Source organism: Qipengyuania oceanensis, from assembly GCF_009827535.1.
Taxonomy (GTDB): domain Bacteria; phylum Pseudomonadota; class Alphaproteobacteria; order Sphingomonadales; family Sphingomonadaceae; genus Qipengyuania_C; species Qipengyuania_C oceanensis.
On record NZ_WTYN01000001.1, the window covers coordinates 1,486,765 to 1,503,305 of the forward strand.

General features: G+C 62.5%; 17 protein-coding genes and 1 tRNA gene. 12 read left to right on the forward strand and 6 right to left on the reverse strand.

The annotated features are described in order from the left end of the window. Positions 1–19: 19 nt before the first annotated feature. The 6 genes from GRI48_RS07120 to GRI48_RS07145 all read left to right on the forward strand — a co-directional run bounded on the left by GRI48_RS07120 (position 20) and on the right by GRI48_RS07145 (position 6,421). A complete protein-coding gene (locus tag GRI48_RS07120; protein WP_160673291.1) occupies positions 20–1,828 on the forward strand; it encodes a copper resistance system multicopper oxidase in 1,809 nt (602 codons plus the stop codon). Then, entirely contained in the window at positions 1,825–3,138 is a 1,314-nt protein-coding gene (locus GRI48_RS07125) for a copper resistance protein B (RefSeq protein ID WP_160673294.1), read from the forward strand. Before GRI48_RS07120 ends, GRI48_RS07125 begins: the two co-directional genes overlap by 4 nt. A 24-nt stretch (positions 3,139–3,162) precedes the next feature. Further along, entirely contained in the window at positions 3,163–3,681 is a 519-nt protein-coding gene (locus GRI48_RS07130; protein WP_009823989.1) for a YybH family protein, read from the forward strand. Between the two features lie 27 nt (positions 3,682–3,708). Then, on the forward strand, positions 3,709–4,440 hold the full coding sequence (locus tag GRI48_RS07135) for a PepSY domain-containing protein (RefSeq protein WP_160673297.1): 732 nt from the start codon (positions 3,709–3,711) through the stop codon (positions 4,438–4,440). A 230-nt stretch (positions 4,441–4,670) separates the two neighbouring features. Beyond that, entirely contained in the window at positions 4,671–5,342 is a 672-nt protein-coding gene (locus GRI48_RS07140) for a DUF2231 domain-containing protein (protein WP_160673300.1), read from the forward strand. A gap of 707 nt (positions 5,343–6,049) precedes the next feature. Next, positions 6,050–6,421 (forward strand): hypothetical protein, encoded by a 372-nt coding sequence (locus GRI48_RS07145; protein ID WP_098104451.1) that lies wholly within the window; start codon positions 6,050–6,052, stop codon positions 6,419–6,421. Between the two features lie 41 nt (positions 6,422–6,462). Here the strand turns inward: GRI48_RS07145 and GRI48_RS07150 are convergent, their stop codons facing one another. Further along, positions 6,463–6,687: a helix-turn-helix transcriptional regulator gene (locus tag GRI48_RS07150; protein WP_123880424.1), complete on the reverse strand. Its 225-nt coding sequence runs from the start codon at positions 6,685–6,687 to the stop codon at positions 6,463–6,465. After that, positions 6,680–7,171 (reverse strand): hypothetical protein, encoded by a 492-nt coding sequence (locus tag GRI48_RS07155; protein ID WP_123880422.1) that lies wholly within the window; start codon positions 7,169–7,171, stop codon positions 6,680–6,682. Before GRI48_RS07155 ends, GRI48_RS07150 begins: the two co-directional genes overlap by 8 nt. Positions 7,172–7,516: 345 nt before the next feature. Between GRI48_RS07155 and GRI48_RS07160 the strand changes: the two genes are divergently transcribed. The 3 genes from GRI48_RS07160 (at position 7,517) to GRI48_RS07170 (ending at position 8,902) form a co-directional block, all read left to right on the forward strand. After that, on the forward strand, positions 7,517–8,101 hold the full coding sequence (locus GRI48_RS07160; protein WP_160673303.1) for a lytic transglycosylase domain-containing protein: 585 nt from the start codon (positions 7,517–7,519) through the stop codon (positions 8,099–8,101). A gap of 64 nt (positions 8,102–8,165) precedes the next feature. After that, on the forward strand, positions 8,166–8,717 hold the full coding sequence (locus GRI48_RS07165; RefSeq protein ID WP_337190786.1) for a thermonuclease family protein: 552 nt from the start codon (positions 8,166–8,168) through the stop codon (positions 8,715–8,717). Then, a complete protein-coding gene (locus GRI48_RS07170; RefSeq protein ID WP_160673306.1) occupies positions 8,708–8,902 on the forward strand; it encodes a DUF6961 family protein in 195 nt (64 codons plus the stop codon). The genes GRI48_RS07165 and GRI48_RS07170 overlap by 10 nt, the downstream gene beginning before the upstream one ends. Before the next feature lie 136 nt (positions 8,903–9,038). Here GRI48_RS07170 and GRI48_RS07175 read toward each other — a convergent pair whose 3' ends face one another. Together GRI48_RS07175 and GRI48_RS07180 are read right to left on the reverse strand one after the other, a co-directional pair. Then, the gene (locus GRI48_RS07175) at positions 9,039–10,262 is read right to left on the reverse strand and encodes a tyrosine-type recombinase/integrase (protein WP_160673309.1); all 1,224 of its coding nucleotides are present in this window, start codon (positions 10,260–10,262) and stop codon (positions 9,039–9,041) included. A 165-nt stretch (positions 10,263–10,427) separates the two neighbouring features. Continuing rightward, positions 10,428–10,514, reverse strand: a tRNA-Leu gene (locus tag GRI48_RS07180). Positions 10,515–10,696: 182 nt separating this feature from the next. Between GRI48_RS07180 and GRI48_RS07185 the strand changes: the two genes are divergently transcribed. Next, positions 10,697–11,647 carry a complex I NDUFA9 subunit family protein gene (locus GRI48_RS07185; RefSeq protein ID WP_160673313.1) on the forward strand — a complete coding sequence of 317 codons (951 nt, stop codon included), beginning with the start codon at positions 10,697–10,699 and terminating at the stop codon, positions 11,645–11,647. A 22-nt stretch (positions 11,648–11,669) separates the two neighbouring features. Here GRI48_RS07185 and GRI48_RS07190 read toward each other — a convergent pair whose 3' ends face one another. Further along, the gene (locus GRI48_RS07190) at positions 11,670–12,149 is read right to left on the reverse strand and encodes an NfeD family protein (protein WP_160673316.1); all 480 of its coding nucleotides are present in this window, start codon (positions 12,147–12,149) and stop codon (positions 11,670–11,672) included. After that, positions 12,149–13,153 carry an SPFH domain-containing protein gene (locus GRI48_RS07195; RefSeq protein ID WP_160673319.1) on the reverse strand — a complete coding sequence of 335 codons (1,005 nt, stop codon included), beginning with the start codon at positions 13,151–13,153 and terminating at the stop codon, positions 12,149–12,151. The genes GRI48_RS07190 and GRI48_RS07195 overlap by 1 nt, the downstream gene beginning before the upstream one ends. Positions 13,154–13,392: 239 nt before the next feature. On the opposite strand from GRI48_RS07195, the gene GRI48_RS07200 reads away from it, so the two are divergent. Both GRI48_RS07200 and GRI48_RS07205 read left to right on the forward strand, forming a co-directional pair. Then, positions 13,393–14,205 (forward strand): hypothetical protein, encoded by an 813-nt coding sequence (locus GRI48_RS07200; protein ID WP_160673322.1) that lies wholly within the window; start codon positions 13,393–13,395, stop codon positions 14,203–14,205. Positions 14,206–14,312: 107 nt separating this feature from the next. Next, a complete protein-coding gene (locus tag GRI48_RS07205) occupies positions 14,313–16,448 on the forward strand; it encodes a PQQ-dependent dehydrogenase, methanol/ethanol family (RefSeq protein WP_160673325.1) in 2,136 nt (711 codons plus the stop codon). Positions 16,449–16,541: the final 93 nt, after the last annotated feature.

The following is a 16,541-nucleotide window of genomic DNA, read 5'->3' on the forward strand; positions in this document are numbered from 1 at the left end:
GCCACGTCAGGAGCCCTTTATGATCGCCGTCAATCGACGCAAGTTTCTCGGAGCCGGAGCAGGAGGAATGGGTCTGCTCGGCCTTGCCGGGGCGATGCCTGCCTGGGCACGGGGCGCGGACATCCTCGCAGGTAACGCCCGCAAGGGGCTGGACGAGATATCCGGCCCCAATATCGACCTCACCGTTGCCCGATCGGCCTTCGCGACCGGCAACAGGCGCGGCGGCGCGATCGCCGTCAATGGCACTATTCCTGGTCCGCTGTTGCGATTGCAGGAAGGCACGACCGTCCGGCTCAATGTCCATAACCAGCTCGAGGAAGATACCTCGATCCACTGGCACGGTCTGCTCGTGCCGTTTCAGCTCGATGGAGTGCCCGGCGTGAGCTTCCCCGGCGTCAAACCGGGAGAGACCTTCACCGCCGAGTTTCCGGTTCGCCAGTCGGGTACCTACTGGTGGCACTCGCATAGCGGCCTGCAGGAGCAGGCCGGGCATTACGGCGCGATCGTGGTCGACCCCGCCGGACCCGATCCGGTCCAGGCCGACCGCGAATATATCGTGGTGCTGAGCGAATTCAGCGAAATGTCGCCCCACACGATTTTCGACAAGCTCAAGAAGGGCGAAGGCTACTTCAACTACAACCAGAACACCTGGACCGACGATTACCCGCTTTCGGGCGAGGATCGCCGGATGTGGGCGAAAATGCGCATGATGCCGACGGACATCCTCGACGTGTCGAGCGCGGCTTATACCTATCTTCTGAACGGCCATGGCCCGCTCGACAATCTGGAATACCTCTTCCGCCCGGGCGAACGCGTGCGGCTGCGCTTCATCAATGCCGGCGCCATGACCTTCTTCAATATTCGCATTCCCGGCCTGCCGATGACCATCGTTCAGGCGGACGGGCAGAACGTCGAGCCGGTGGAGGTCGACGAGTTCCAGATCGGTGTGGCCGAGACATACGACGTCGTCGTGACGCCGGGCGCGCAACAAGCCTACACGCTGGTCGCGGAGTCGATGGACCGCTCGGGCATGGGTATTGCCACACTCGCGAGCGCACCCGGCGCTCGCGCCGCCATTCCGCCGCTGCGCGATCCGCCGCTTCTGACCATGGCCGACATGGGCATGAGCGGCATGGACCACGGCTCGTCTGGCGATGCCGGCATGTCGGGCATGGACCACGGAAGTGGCGGCGACATGGCGGGGATGGATCATGGTTCGTCCGGCCAATCCGAGATGGCAGGCATGGCCGGCATGTCGGGGATGCAGATGCGCGACACGTCGCTTCTGCCGCCCGATGTGAAGGTCGGGCCCGGTCTCGACACGGTCTCGATGAACCCGGTCGACCGCATGGGCGATCCCGGCATCGGTCTCGCCGATGTGCCGCATCGTACGCTCGACTATCGCAAGCTGCGCGCTCTGACTCCACACCGCGAGGGCCGCACGCCGTCCCGGCGAATGGAAATTCATCTGACCGGCAATATGGAGCGCTACATGTGGTCGTTCGACGGCAAGAAGTTCTCCGCCGTCTCAGACGAGCCGATCCGTTTCGCCTATAACGAGCGCGTGCGCGTGAAGCTCGTCAACAACACGATGATGGCGCACCCCATTCACTTGCACGGTCATTTCTTCGAGCTGGTCAATGGCGCGCCGGCCGATCGTCAACCGCTCAAGCACACGGTAAACCTGCAGCCGGGTGGCAGCGCGCAGTTCGACCTGACGGCGGACGAGCCGGGCGACTGGGCCTTCCACTGTCACCTTCTCTACCACATGCATGCCGGGATGTTTCAGATCGTCACGGTCGCCAATCCCGACGGGAGCGAAGCATGAAAATTCGTATTGTCAGCCTGCTCGCATCGGTCGCAGCCGGCTCAGTTCTCGCCTCCCCCGCGGCGGCGCAGCATGCCGGTCATTCGCCGGCGGAGCCGCAGCAAAGCGCCGAGGCGCAGGCTGACGCGAAGACGAAGTGCGAGGAAGAAGCCGAGCGCCATCGCGCGATGGGGCATCCGGTTGCAGATGGAGCATGCGAACCGGCTGCTCAACCTGAAGCCGCCATGGACCGCTCGCAGATGGATCACTCAACCATGGATCATGGTGCGATGACCGCTCAGGATGGCCATTCTGGCATGACAATGCCTGTGGACGCTGCCCGTCCACAGGCATCGCCCGAAAGTCATGAAGGAATGGATCACGGCTCGATGCCGCAGGGCAAGCCCGCCGAAGGCGCGATGGATCATTCGCAGATGAATCACGGCGAGATGGGTCAGGCGGAGGCCAGTTCGTCGATGGACCATGGGCAGATGGATCACAGCCAGATGAACCATGGGGAGACGCCTTCGCAGGACAGGCAGGGCATGGACCACTCGGCGATGCAGATGGGCTCGGACGATGATATCCCGCTGCTGCCGCCTCCTCCAGAAGCAGGGAGCGGCCCAGCGCGCGCGGCGGTCGCCATCTGGGGCGAGGAAGCCATGAACGAAGCGCGCCGCGAGCTTGTCCGCGAGACCGACGGAGGAATGCGCTTCTGGTTTCAGGGCGACCGGCTCGAGTACCGCGCCCGCGAGGGGAAGGATGGATATCTGTGGGACATCCAGGGATATTATGGCGGCGACATCGACAAATTCTGGTTCAAGTCCGAGGGTGAGGGCAGCTTCGGCGAACCCATAGAAGGCGCCGATGTCCAGGCGCTCTGGAGCCGCGCCATTGCGCCCTTCTTCGATTTCCAGGCGGGTGTTCGCCAGGACCTGACCGGTCCGGAACGCACGCACGCGGTTATCGGTATCCAAGGGATCGCGCCTTACCAGTTCGAGGTCGATGCCGCGGCCTTCGTCTCCACCAAGGGCGATGTGACGGCGCGTTTTGAGGGCGAACTTGATCAGCGCATCACGCAGCGGCTGATCCTTCAACCGCGTGCCGAAATCGCACTTTCCGCTCAGGATATTCCCGAACTCGGCATTGGCGCTGGCCTCGACCGGATCGAGGCAGGTCTGCGTCTTCGCTACGAGTTCGCACGCGAATTCGCGCCCTATGTCGGCGTTTCCCAGGAATGGCGCATCGGCGACAGCGCGGATTTTGCGCGGGCCGCCGGAGAGGATCCGAGCGTCACCAATTATGTCGTCGGTGTGCGATTCTGGTTCTGAAATCTCAAAAAGGATAGAACTTCCATGACCAAGACTTTGACACGCATCGCGGCGACTGCGCTTGTTGCCACGCTGATACCGCTGCCAGCCTTCGCGCAGCAGATGGACCACTCTTCCCATGCGAACCATCAGATGCACGCGATGGACGCTTCGGCGGACGATGTCGCGGGCGCTGAAGAAACCCTCAAGGCCTATCGCACCGCTCTTGAAGCGCGCGACGCGCAGGCAATGCGCGCGCTCTTCGCCGAGGACTCGGCGATCTTCGAGAATGGCAAGGCCGAAGGAAGCTTTGCCAATTACATGGAGCACCATTTGGGCCCCGAGCTCGACGCGATTGTGAGCTTCACCTTTACCGACCCCACGCTGACCGTCACCCGGATGGGGCACATGGCCCATGCCTATGAGACGTATGGCTATCGCATCGAACTTAGCGATGGCCGGGTGATCGAGCGCGACGGCGTGGCGACATCGGTGCTTGCTCACGATGCGGACGGGTGGAGAATCGTCCAGTACCATTCCTCGTCGCGCGCGCCGCGCAACTGATTACGGCTTTCGAAGAGGTAGCACCGGTTGGCAACGCCGTCGCTGAAGCTGCGCCTGCATGTGCTCGGCAGCAAGATCCACAAATGGCTGGCGATTTTCGTCGGTGTCCAGGTTCTCTTGTGGATGGGAACCGGCGCCCTCATGTCGTTTCTCGACCTGGAAGAAGTTCGCTCCGAACATGTCGTTTCGCGTGAACAAGAGGCGCTGCCCGCCGATGCCCCGCTCCCGGCCTGGGTCGCAAACGACGGTACTCTTGCAGCGGTAACGACACGTTCGCTCGACGGCGATGCCGTGACCGAGGTCCGCAAGTTTGACGGTAGCGTGAGCCTCCACGATCCGGTGACTGGGCGTAAACTCTCCCCCATCTCGGCGGCAACGGCAAAATCCATCGCCTTGCGCGCATGGACCGGGCCGCGCACGACCATCGAGGCCGCACGGATCGTCGATGACCCCATCGGAACCGAGTTTCGCGGCCCTTTTCCGGCCTGGCAGGTCACCTATGCTGACGAGGCTTCGACGCGCATCTACATCGATGCCGCCAGCGGCACGCTCGGGGCGGCGCGCAGCGATACATGGCGCCTGTTCGATTTCATCTGGGGCCTCCACATCATGGACTGGACCGAGCGCGACCGCATCAACAGTTGGTGGCTGCTGCTGTTCGGCATTGGCGGCACGATCATAGCCCTGTCGGGTTTCGTCCTGCTGGCGAACCGGATGCCGAGGCTGCGCCGCCGCGCAAAGAAGAGCAAGCTCGCCTGAGCCCATGGGGCTTATTCGCGTGGGCGAACGCCTTACCCTCGTTCGCCAGGCCGAACGCGGCCAGGAGCCGAATGCGTTCGACGATCGCGATGATGCCGCCAGCAAGCGTGACCACCCGGGCGCACTTCAGTCGCGCTGAACTATCAAATTAATGCGAGGGGCACGCGGCTGCCGTGCGTATCAGGCACATAGGTCGCACTTTAACTGCAGGGTCGGGAGACATACGAGACATGAAAGCCCCCTCATTTCTGGCGCTGCTCGTCGCAACCCTGCTCTTCGTCGGACCCGTTCAGGCTCATGGCGACGAAAAGCACGGCGAAGAGGCGAGCGCCGCGCCTGCTGCCACCAATGGCGATGTGCACGACCAGGCGGCCATGGCGCAGATGGGCGAGACTGCGGATGCTGGCGAGTCCTCCGGCGCGCACGATGAAGCGGGCGCAGCCCATGACGAGGCCGGTGGCCATGCGGATGAGAGCGAAACCGGCGTCATGGCCGTACTGAAAAAGCTGCATCCGGCAACGATCCACTTCCCGATCGCCTTGTTTTTCATGGCTGCGGCCACCGAATTGTTCGTGATGCGCCGGAAAGGAGCGGGCCTGGAAAGTGCGGTGCGCGTACTCGTCTACGGCGGAGCAATCGGCGCAGTCGTCGCAGTTCTGTTCGGATGGATTCACACCGGTCTGTGGTTCGGCGGCGATACTGTCATGCAAGTCCATCGATGGACCGGTATGCTGATCGCGGTTCTCGGTATTGCGATGGCATACCTCGCGAGCAGGCCGAGCCAGAGCCGCGCATGGTTGCGCGCGTCGATCTTCTCCATGGCGGCACTCGTTCTCATCCAGGGGTTCCTTGGCGGCGAGCTCGCGCACGGACCGGACCATCTTGGCGTTTCGTGGCTCTGAAGGAGTTGAATAACATGCGAATTCTGAAATCGAACACCGCGATAGCATTTCTCGCGACCGCGCCATTGACGTTCGCTCTCGCCGCTTGTGACCAAGCGCAGGAGAGCACACCGGCTGCTGAGGTTTCGCCTATGGGCGAAGCTGCGGTGGTGGCTGGCACGGCACCCGAGGCGGGTCTTGCCGATCCGGCAGCCTCTCCCTCCAAAGATGAGGCAGCGACCGCTCGGGAGGACGCTCTTTCGACAAATGGCGCCGCCACGCCCGCCTCACGGCACGCTGCCTCTCCCGCATCACGCGCAACCGCCACACCCGCACCTCCAGCAACACGCACGCAACCCGCGAGCGAGGCGACCCAGCCGGCCGATCCCCATGCGGGTCATGACATGTCCTCGATGGCCGATCACGACATGGAAGGTATGTGATCGGACGCGTTTCCCGGTGACACGGCTATCCAGGAGATACCCTCGGCAAAAACACAAACGAACATCGCAAGATCAGGAAAGGACGGCCCCGCCTCCCCCCGACGCCCTGCGGGTCGCAGGTGCCCCCAAGGGGCCGTTCAGGAACCCCGCGTGCAAACCAACCCGACGCGCGGGGTTCCGTTTGCCCGGCTTCGCTGTCGCCGTGCCAGGCGCGTCCCGGCATGGCTTTGTGCTATGTGAGCAGCGCGCAGACAATCGCCTCGGTGCTTATGAAAGGAACCGCATATGTCGGAAACGGGAAAAGCCGGTGCGCTGTCGCGCTGGGAAGACGAAGGCGGGGCATTGCCCTGCGGGCCGCAGGAAGCGCTCGCTGCCGATTGTGAGAAATGGGATATTCCGCCACTTTCCGATGCCGAAATGATCCAGTTGCGCATCAGGGTGATCGCCCTTGAGAACATGGTGCTCGGCCTTCTGTCGAAGGCCAGCGCCAATCAGCTGGCAGCAATCGAAGAAATCGCGGAATTCATATCCCCGCGTGCCGATGCGAAGCCGCATCCGCTTACCTTGCACGCTGCCACGCAGATGGAACACTTCGTCGAGCGCGCCCGCCGGCTTCGCGAGGCACCCTCCCCAGCTGATCAATCTACTGCACGGTAGCTAAGCGCTTTCTATTGGTCACAGGGGATACGTCGAGGTGGCTATGTCGAGTGCGTAATTCGATCGGCCACCCACCCGTCGATCTCGCTTTCCGCCCACGCAACCGAGTATCCTCCGAGCTGCACAGGCCTCGGAAACTTGCCCTCGCTCATCCAGCGATAAATCGTCGAACGGCCAAGCCCGACGCGGTGCTGCACTTCGGGCAAGCGAATAAGCCGCGTCACCCGGCGGGTTTCGGTCGCTCCCTTGTCGATCTCTTCACCCACGATGGCCTCCTTCGGCACCGGCGAAGACATCGCCAAGCAGGACGTCCTTGCGTTCAAGTTCATCGATGTGGTCGGAGAGGAGCCGTGCAACACGGTGCGCCGTGCCCTTAGCCCAGCGCGGCTTCACATCGTGAAGCTGGTTGCCCAGGACACGCTCGAGCGCCGAGGGCAGTTCGCCGGAAAAGTCCTCGAAGAATTGCGCGAGGTCAGACTGCAGCCACGCGATCGCATGATCGCCGCTGCTGACGAGGAACAGAAGCAGGTGTGCGTGCGGCGCGACGCCGCTCGCAGCAAGAATGCGCAAGGCTTCACCGAGGCTGGCCGAGCGTTCGCCGGCAAGGACGCGGCGCAGAGCATCTTTATGGATCTGCGCGTCGCGCGCGATGTCGCAGCGGGCACGGCCGCTGGCTTCGACAGCGGCCAGAAGCAGCCGGGCGAGGTCGGCGCGAACCTGTTGTTCGGCAAAGAGCGCCATGTTGGTCATCGACGAATCCTTATCTCTAGAGGTGATCGACTCACCGGCTACCCGCGAAGGAAGCCTGTAGGAAAACGAAAAGAACACTTGGAGAACATAGAGGAAGGGACGAATCAGCTTCCTTCGGTGATTCGCGCGAATTCCGGTCGTGTTCGCGCAGATCGCGGCTCCCTTCGCGCAGAAGTCGGCACAGTCGGCGCTGCTGTGCCATCAGCCTGCGCGAATCCCGTCTAGCGCACCGTCCGATGTCGCTTTTTGCTTGGTCGGCCGCCCAAAATACAGTTCCCGATTTCCTACAGGCACATGTTCTTTTTATGTTCTCTTTCGATTCGAATCAATGGAGCACAAGTCGAGATGAACTGCCTCAATTGTCTGACCGCGCTAGCGTTCGCCTGTCTGGGGATGATCGCGACCTCCTCACAGCAAGTTCGAGCGCAGGATTTCACCTTGTTCGAGCACGCGATCGTTCCGCCGAAGACGGACCAGCAGCCGGCAAGGGAATATCTTCCTGCAATCTACCAGGCCGAGCCAGCAAACGTATCCTACCGGGAAGGCCTGTATATGGCGGCGATAGCCGAGGCTGAACGCCGTTACGGGCTTCCGACCAACCTGCTTCGTGCTCTTATCTGGGCTGAGTCCCGCTTCAATCCGATGGCTGTTAGTCCAGCCGGTGCTGCCGGTCTGGCTCAACTTATGCCGGCCACGGCGAGAGAACTGGGCGTCCGGAACCGTCATGACCCTCTTGCATCGATCGACGGTGGCGCCAGGTACCTTCGCGATATGTTGGTTCGGTTCGACGCAGTCCACCTGGCATTGGCTGCTTACAATGCTGGCCCAGGTGCCGTCTCCCGATCACGCGGCATTCCCAACAATGGTGAAACGCCGCAATATGTCCGGTCTGTGTTGGGACGTTGGCAAGCAATTGGTACGTACAATTGACGAAACTACCTGATTTCCGGCTATTGTCTGAAATCATGTGCCCGAATGAAGACGGATAACGCCAGTGAATGAGACCCCCGGTGAGCCGTTCGACTTTCGCAAGGCGTCGAAGGCACAGAAGCGCCGGAAGCTGAGAAAGGAGATCGCGTTGGGTTTGGGAGCATTCGCGATCGTATTTGCTGGAGGGATGCTGGCACTCAACTGGCCAGTCCATGATGCCAGCCTTGCTAACGACGATCAGCAGCCTCAGGCTTTATTCCAACAAGCGAGCTCCCCACAATTCGACATCTGCGGATCCATCCGGCGCACATGCGTCGTGGATGGAGATACTTTCTGGCTTGATGGCGTGAAGATCCGGATTGCCGACATCGACACTCCCGAGATCAGCGAGCCTCGTTGCGACTATGAATACCAGCTCGGCATGCGCGCGACGCACCGCCTTGTCGAATTGCTGAATGGCGGGCCCTTTGAACTGAGGACCATCGGTAGCAGAGACGAGGATCAGTACGGTCGCAAGTTGCGGGTTGTAGCGCGCGGCGGCCGCTCGCTTGGCGATCAGCTGGTCAGCGAAGGCCTGGCGCGAACCTGGACCGGGAGACGTGAACCATGGTGCTGAACCGCGATCAGGAATTGTGGGCCGTCGTGCTCTGGGTCGAAAAGAACCATGGCGAAGAGGGAACCGCGTATATCGCGCAGCAAATCCAGCGGCTATCCAACGAAGGGGACGAGGCAGGCATAGCAACGTGGAAGACTGTTGCTGAGCGCTTCGATCAACTTAGCTGCCAAAGCTCTACGAACTGAGGCTCGGCACGATGCGGAATTGGCTTCGGATCTGGGGCATCAGAATTGAGTTCGCCGTGCTGGCGTCAGTGTCCCTGATAGGGCTGATCCTGAGCCTTCAATCCTGCATTGGCTGAGAAGAAATTCGATCTCCCGATCAACCCTTCGCAAACTTCCCCATGATGACCTTTCCTCCTGTCCGCAGCTCGTCGAGGTAGTCGCTCCACCATTGAGCCATGCGCACCCGCTCGTCCCAATGTTTGCCGCGATGGTAGATGCCACGCACAACATTGCTGTCGCCATGTGCCAGGGCACGCTCGATCGCATCCGGATTCCAAAGTCCCGACTCGTTCAGGAATGTCGATGCTGTCGCTCGGAGTCCGTGCGCGGTAACTTCTTCTTTCGAGTATCCCATGCGACGGAAGGCGGCGTTGAGCGTGTTCTCACTCATGGGACGCTTGGAACTGCGCGCAGATGGGAAAACATATCCTTCGCGACCGAGCATGTCGGCCAGGTCAGTGAGATAGCCTCTAACCTGTTTGGAAAGCGGGACGGCATGCTCTCGGCGCGCTTTCATTTTACCGGCAGGGATCTTCCAGACCCCATCGACGAGGTCGATCTCGTGCCATTCGGCGTGCCGGAGTTCGCCGGGACGTACGAACACATGCGGCGCGATCTGCAAGGCGAACTTCGTCACCATGTACCCAGTGAAGTCGTCGATTGCACGCAGCAGCCCGCCTAGCTCGGTGGGCTCGAGGATTGCTGCATAGTGCTTGGCTCTCGGCGTGACGAGAGCGCCCTTCAGCATACTGGTCGGGTCGGATTTGCAACGGGTCGTTGCAACACCGTAGCGAAACACACGGCCTGCGAACGAACGGCATTTCTTCGCAGTCTCGTGCTTACCAGTGGCTTCCAGTCGTTTCAGAGGAGCCAGGACTTCGAACGGCTCGATCTCGTGGATGGGTCGGTTACCGATGGCAGGCGCAAGCTTGTCGAGGAAATAATTGGCCTTGACGATCGTGCCATCGGCACGGCCATTCTGGACCATCATCTGTTCAATATACTCACGTGCGACTGCCTCGAACGTCTGTGCAGAAAGGAACTCGGCGCGGATTTTCCGCTTCCGCTTCTCAAAGGCCGGGTCGCCGCCAGAGGCAACAGCTCGTCGTGCCTCGTAGGCTGCGTCTCGCGCTTGTTTGAGGCTGATTTCGGGATAGCTGCCGATGCAGAGCTTCTTTTGCGCACCACCGATCCGATATCGGAATCGCCAAAGCTTGCTGCCGGTCGGCGTGACCTCAACATAAAGGCCGCGCTCATCGGTTACCTTGTACGGTTTGTCCTTGGGCTTGAGAGCGCGGAGGCGAGTATCTGTCAGCGGCATGTGGGGGCCTTTTCATCTGGGCCTTTGCGAAACGGCCTCAAAAGGCCCACAAAAGTGTCTGGAACCCCCGAGAACAGGCGGGACGATCCGGAACGATCCAAGGGCCAAATCCCTAGGATTTCTGCGGGTTTTATAGATTATTTGGGAGAACGTGAGAAGAACAAATGGTGCCCAGAAGAGGACTCGAACCTCCACGCCCTTGCGAGCGCCGCCACCTGAAGACGGTGCGTCTACCAATTCCGCCATCTGGGCACACATGCGTCCGGTCATCGTCGTCCGGGCCGCGGGTAGGGGCGGGCCACTAGCGAACGGGTACGAGTCTTGTCAACGAGATTGCGCGCCATCGTTGCCCCGGATTGCGGAACGCTTGCGAGAACTTCCGCGTTGCTTCATTGGGCCGCACGAACACCTCGGCGCCAATCACAGGGAAATCCATGGCAAACAGCGACGCTCTCAACGGGAAACTGGTGGTGCTCGTCGGCGGAAGCGGGTTTTTCGGTACGCATATCGCACAAGACCTGCTCGAACGCGGCGCACGCCTGCGGATCGCGAGCCGCAATCCGGAAACCTCGTTCAAGCTCAAGCCGCTCGCCAACCTCGGCCAGCTGCAATTCGCGCGGTGCGACGTCACCCGCCGCGACAGCCTGGAGGCCTCGCTGCAGGGCGCGGATGCAGTGGTCTACCTCGTCGGCACCTTCGAGGGGAACCAGAAGGCGCTCCAGGCGACCGGCGCCGGCAATGCGGCCCGGATCGCCGGCGAGCAGGGCGCGCAGGCTTTCGTCTACGTGTCCGCCATCGGTGCCGACGCGCAGGACGAGGAAAGCGGCTATGCGGCGACCAAGGGGCTGGGCGAAAAGCTCGTCCTCGAGGGGTTTCCCGCGGCGACGATCGTGCGGCCGTCGATCATCTTCGGCGAGGACGACCAGTTCGTGAACATGTTCGCCGGGCTGATCGGAAAGCTTCCCGCGCTACCGGTGTTCGGCCCCGATTCCCGGATCCAGCCCGTCTGGGTCGACGATGCGGCCGAAGCGGTCGTCAACGCGCTGGCCGATCCGGGTAAGCACGGCGGCAAGACCTACGAGCTCGCCGGACCGGAAGTCATCGACATGGAAGAGCTGCACCAGCGCATCGCGCGGGCGCAAGGGCGCGAGAGGACTTTCCTGCCGGTACCCGACTTCGCGGCCAGGATCTTCGCAGCCCTTCCGGGCACCCCGATCAACTCGGACCAGTTTCTCTTGCTGAAGCGCGGTAGCGTTGCGGGCGACACGTTGCCCGGCATCGAAAAGCTGGGTGTCAGCCCCAAGCCGCTGTCGCTGTTCCTCGAGAGGTGGATGGTGCGCTATCGCAAGCACGGCCGGTTCGGCGACGGCCCTTCCCTCGCCTGACGCTAACTTGGTTTAACCGAACTCACGCCCCTGCAGGTGGCGCCGTCCCCTCGTCCGTCAGCAAGTTGAGCGGCTCGACCAGCAGGAGCGAACCGTCGCTGCCGGTGATCCGGACCCTTTCGCCCACCGCGATGTCCGGCCCGCGAGCCAGCCACTCGCTGTCGCCATGTCGCACGCGGCCAGTGCCGCCGTCGAACGCCTGCGTCACAACCGCGGTTTCCCCGGTCATCCGCCCACCGCGCTTGTTGAGCAGCGGATCAGAGCTGACGATCGGCCGATCACGCAGGAAGCGCTTGGCCGAAAAGGCCGCGATCAGCGACAGGAAGACGAAGTTGATGATCTGGAACGGCACGCCGAGGTCGAACACGAAGGCGATCGCGCCGGTCGCGATGGCCGCGACCGCCAGCCAGATGAGGTAGACTCCGGGCACGACGATTTCGAGCGCTGCCAGCAGCAGCCCGATGCCGAGCCAGATCCACGGCATTTCGATGCCTTCGAACATCAGCTGTCTCCGCTACGCGGAACGCTGGCGCGCGGCACCGGCTGACGCTTGGGCGGCAATTGCGTACCGCTGTCGCCGCCGGTTGTAACCGTGCCGCCTTCCGGCCCGACCACGCCTCTCACCAATTCGCCGATCCCGCCGAGCGAGCCGATAAGCTGGGTCGCCTCAACAGGGAACAGGATGGTCTTGGCATTGGGGCTGTCCGCGAACTTGCCGACGGCCTTGGTGTATTCCTGCGCGATGAAGTAGTTGATCGCCTGATTGCCCGAAGACGCGATCGCATCGGACACCATTTGCGTGGCGCGAGCTTCGGCTTCGGCAGCGCGCTCGCGCGCCTCGGCATCGCGGAACTGCGCCTCGCGCTTGCCTTCCGCCTCGAGGATGGCGGACTGCTTGCGACCTTCGGCGCGCAGGATCGAGCTGGTCTTGTCGCCTTCCGCTTCGAGGATTTCGGCACGCTTGAGGCGTTCCGCCTTCATCTGGCGCGCCATCGCCTCGGAGATGTCGTGCGGCGGGCGGATGTCCTTGATCTCGACGCGGGTGATCTTGACGCCCCAGGGCGAGGTCGCATGGTCGACCACCGCCAACAGGCGGGCATTGATCTCGTCACGCTTGGACAGCGTCTCGTCGAGATCCATCGAACCCATAACGGTGCGCAGGTTGGTCGTCGTGAGGGCCATGATCGCCTGGTAGAGATTGGCGACTTCATAGGCCGCCTTGCCCGCATCGAGCACCTGGAAGAACACGACGGCATCGACGCCGACCATGGCATTGTCGGCGGTGATGATCTCCTGGCCCGGAATATCGAGCACCTGCTCCATCATGTTGACCTTCTGGCCGACGCGATCGACGAACGGCATGATGAGATGCAGGCCGGGTTCCGCAGCGAGAGTGTATTTTCCCAGCCGCTCCACAGTATAGACGTATCCCTGCTTCACGACGCGCACCGCCATCAGCAGGAACACCACCAGCAGTACCAGCAGCGCGATCAGTACAAATTCCATCTCATCCCTCCGTTTTCGCGATCGAGACTAGCGGATGGAACCACGCGGAGGAAGGAAAACCGGAACTTCGTTCGTCGATTTCGGACGCATGTTAAGCGTATCTTGAAACATGACGGCTAGCAGGCGAGGCTGGGATCAAACGGTCAGGAGGACAAGGAAAAGACGACGTTTTTCGCCAATGCTTCTTACTTGAGAGGGGCTAGCGGACCTGAAACCTCGTTTAACCGTTGTAATCTGTCATGCACCAGAACCTGGTCTCCGCCCCTGCCTATGTCATCAAGCCCGAGGAGCTGCTTGCGCTCAATTACCTCGGGAATGACTACCCGCACCCGGTGGATGCGGAATGGATCAACCGCGGAACCGACCAGAAATTGCGACAGTCGACCATAGACATGCTCCAGCGCACGCTGTTCAAGGACATGGCCGCACCAAGCGTCGTGCAACTCCACCGTTCCGCCGGCTTGCGGGTCGTCTTCGAGAACGAGCACGACCGGCAGGCTTTCGCGACCGCCTTCGCAAAGGCGCGCGAAGTTGAGCTGCTCAAGCGTCAGGCTTCGGTAACTGCCCTGTTCGACGGGCGGGAGCAGGCTGAACTTGCCGCCGACGCGCTGGTCGAGGCTGGCTTTCCCAAGGAATGCATCTCGATCCTGTGGCGGGTCAGCCAGATTTCCGAAACCAACGTCGCCAAAGCGGAAGGCCATACGATGATCAATGTCGCCAGCGCGGTTGCCGGCGGCGGGTTTGCGGGCGCCCTGCTGGGCGTCGCGGTGCTTGCCATTCCCGGCATCGGACCGATCGCGGCTGCCGGTGCGATAGCGGCAGCCGCCCCCTCGGTGGCGGGTGTCAGCGGGGTCATCGGCGCGACGGGCGGTGCGATCGCCCGCATGCTCGACGATCCCGATGTCGAAGGGATTGCGGCCAATCATTTCGAACAGCAGATCCGGCGCGGAAAGGTTTTCGTCTCGGTCGACGTGCGCGAAACCGACCTTAACCGCGACGATGCGCGCACGGTGCTGCGGCAGGCCGGCGGAAAGCCCCTGACGCGCGGCTGAGCGGCGCTCGACGTCGCCCCGGGGCCGCGCCCGACGCCCGGCTCGATTATCACGATGGACAATCTCTCCGTGGCGCGGCAACTTGCCGTCACGTGGGAGGAGAGACCATGCGATTCATCGGGCTTGCCGCAGCAGCGGCTTTGGCGCTTGCCGGTTGCAGCGATACCAACGACAACGCTGGAGGCAGCCGATCGGCGCTCGCGTCCGAAGGGGTGACGGATGCCTTGATCGCCGCCGGTAATGGCGATGAATGGCTGACGTACGGCGGCGATTACGACGAACGCCGGTTTTCCCCGCTCGACCAGATCAACGACGGCAACGTCGCGCAACTCGGCCTCGCATGGTCGGCCGACCTCGACACGGCACGCGGGCAGGAAGCGACGCCCCTGATGCACGACGGCACGCTCTATATCACCACCGCCTGGAGCATGGTGAAGGCGTACGATGCGAAGACCGGCGCGCTCAAGTGGGCCTACGACCCGCAAGTCCCGCGCTCCAAGCTGGTCGAGGTATGCTGCGATGCGGTCAACCGCGGCGTCGCACTCTACGGCGACAAGGTTTATGTCGCGACGCTCGACGGGCGGCTCGTCGCGCTCGACCAGGACACCGGCAGCGTAGTCTGGGACAAGCTCACCATCCCCGAAGGCTCGCAGATGGCGATCACCGGTGCCCCGCGCATCGCGAAGGGCATGGTGCTGATCGGCTCGGCCGGTGCCGAGTACTTCACCCGCGGCTATCTTGCCGCCTTCGACGCACAGACCGGCGAGGAATTGTGGCGCTTCCATACCGTGCCCGGCGATCCGTCGAAACCGCAGGAGGCCAAGCATCTCGACGCCGCCGTCAAGACCTGGAGCGGTGACTTCTGGAAGCGCGGCGGCGGCGGCACGGTGTGGGATTCGATTACCTACGATCCGACCACCGACCTCGTCTATTTCGGGACCGCCAATGCCGAGCCGTGGAACCCGGCGCATCGCAATACCGATGGTGCCGGCGACAGTCTCTACACCGCCTCGATTGTGGCGGTCAGACCCGACACCGGCGAATACGTCTGGCATTTCCAGGAAACGCCGGAAGATCGCTGGGATTTCGATTCCAACCAGCAGATCACCGTCACGGAACTTTCGATTGGCGGCAAGCAGCGCCGGGTCGTGATGCACGCGCCGAAGAACGGTTTCTTCTACGTTCTGGACGCGCAAAGCGGCAAGTTCATCTCGGGCAAACCCTTCGTCGACGGGATCAACTGGGCGAGCGGGCTCGATCCGGTCACCGGCAAGCCGAACGTCAATCCCGAGGCGAAGTACGAGATCACCGGCAAGCCCTTCGTCGGCGTGCCCGGCGCGGTGGGTGCGCATAGCTGGACGCCGATGAGCTACAGTCCGCTGACCGGCTTGGTCTACATTCCCACCAACAACACGCCGCAATATTACATGGGCGATCCAGACTGGGAGCCGGGCGAAACAGGCTTCCAGCTCGGCCTCGACGTCAGCGGTGGTGACATTCCGGCCGACAAGGCGGTCCGCGATGCGACGAAGGCTGCGCTGAACGGCGCGCTTGTCGCTTTCGACCCGGTCGCCGGCAAGATCAGGTGGAAGGTCGAACAAAGCAGCCCGACGAACGGCGGCACCCTGGCGACCGCCGGAAATCTCGTTTTCCAGGGCACGTCGACCGGCCAGTTCAAGGCATTCACCGCAGACACGGGGCAGGAATTGTGGTCGTTCCCGACGCAGACCGGCGTGCTGGCCGCGCCGATGACCTATGCCATCGACGGGGAGCAGTATGTCGCCGTGCTCGTCGGCTGGGGCGGGGTATGGGACGTGTCGGCCGGCAAGCTCGGCGGCGGCATCACGCCCAACGTCAGCCGCCTGCTGGTGTTCAAGCTGGGGGCGAGCGGCAAGCTGCCACCGCTGAAGGCCACGCCGGAGCTCGTGCTCGATCCGCCCGCGCCTTCCGGGTCGCCGCAGCAGATCGCGCTCGGCCAGAAGCTTTATGCCAACAGCTGCAGCGTGTGCCACGGCATCTCGGCGGTGGCCGGTAGCCTCAACCCCGATCTTCGCCACAGCTCGACGCTGGGCAAGAAGGATCTGTGGCAGCAGGTCGTGCATGACGGGATCCTCGCGGAAAACGGCATGGTCGCCTGGAACAAGCAGTTCAGCCGCGAACAGATCGAGGCGATCCGGCTCTATGTCCTGAAGCGCGCTAACGAGGACAAGGCGCTGGAGAAGGGTTCGGGCAAGGCGACCTAGCCGGCGATCGCCTGTCACTTCAGCCAGTACGGGGCTGGGGCGCGATGGCCGTGCTTACACGCGGGACATGCGCGTGATAGGTTGCCGACAACA

Coding starts and splice junctions, on each gene's coding strand:
- GRI48_RS07160 (WP_160673303.1), top strand. CDS start 7,517: ATGAACTGCCTCAATTGTCTGACCGCGCTAGCGTTCGCCTGTCTGGGG.
- GRI48_RS07170 (WP_160673306.1), top strand. CDS start 8,708: ATGGTGCTGAACCGCGATCAGGAATTGTGGGCCGTCGTGCTCTGGGTC.
- GRI48_RS07125 (WP_160673294.1), top strand. CDS start 1,825: ATGAAAATTCGTATTGTCAGCCTGCTCGCATCGGTCGCAGCCGGCTCA.
- GRI48_RS07130 (WP_009823989.1), top strand. CDS start 3,163: ATGACCAAGACTTTGACACGCATCGCGGCGACTGCGCTTGTTGCCACG.
- GRI48_RS07190 (WP_160673316.1), bottom strand. CDS start 12,149: ATGTTCGAAGGCATCGAAATGCCGTGGATCTGGCTCGGCATCGGGCTG.
- GRI48_RS07175 (WP_160673309.1), bottom strand. CDS start 10,262: ATGCCGCTGACAGATACTCGCCTCCGCGCTCTCAAGCCCAAGGACAAA.
- GRI48_RS07205 (WP_160673325.1), top strand. CDS start 14,313: ATGCGATTCATCGGGCTTGCCGCAGCAGCGGCTTTGGCGCTTGCCGGT.
- GRI48_RS07155 (WP_123880422.1), bottom strand. CDS start 7,171: ATGACCAACATGGCGCTCTTTGCCGAACAACAGGTTCGCGCCGACCTC.
- GRI48_RS07185 (WP_160673313.1), top strand. CDS start 10,697: ATGGCAAACAGCGACGCTCTCAACGGGAAACTGGTGGTGCTCGTCGGC.
- GRI48_RS07195 (WP_160673319.1), bottom strand. CDS start 13,153: ATGGAATTTGTACTGATCGCGCTGCTGGTACTGCTGGTGGTGTTCCTG.
- GRI48_RS07140 (WP_160673300.1), top strand. CDS start 4,671: ATGAAAGCCCCCTCATTTCTGGCGCTGCTCGTCGCAACCCTGCTCTTC.
- GRI48_RS07120 (WP_160673291.1), top strand. CDS start 20: ATGATCGCCGTCAATCGACGCAAGTTTCTCGGAGCCGGAGCAGGAGGA.
- GRI48_RS07200 (WP_160673322.1), top strand. CDS start 13,393: ATGCACCAGAACCTGGTCTCCGCCCCTGCCTATGTCATCAAGCCCGAG.
- GRI48_RS07145 (WP_098104451.1), top strand. CDS start 6,050: ATGTCGGAAACGGGAAAAGCCGGTGCGCTGTCGCGCTGGGAAGACGAA.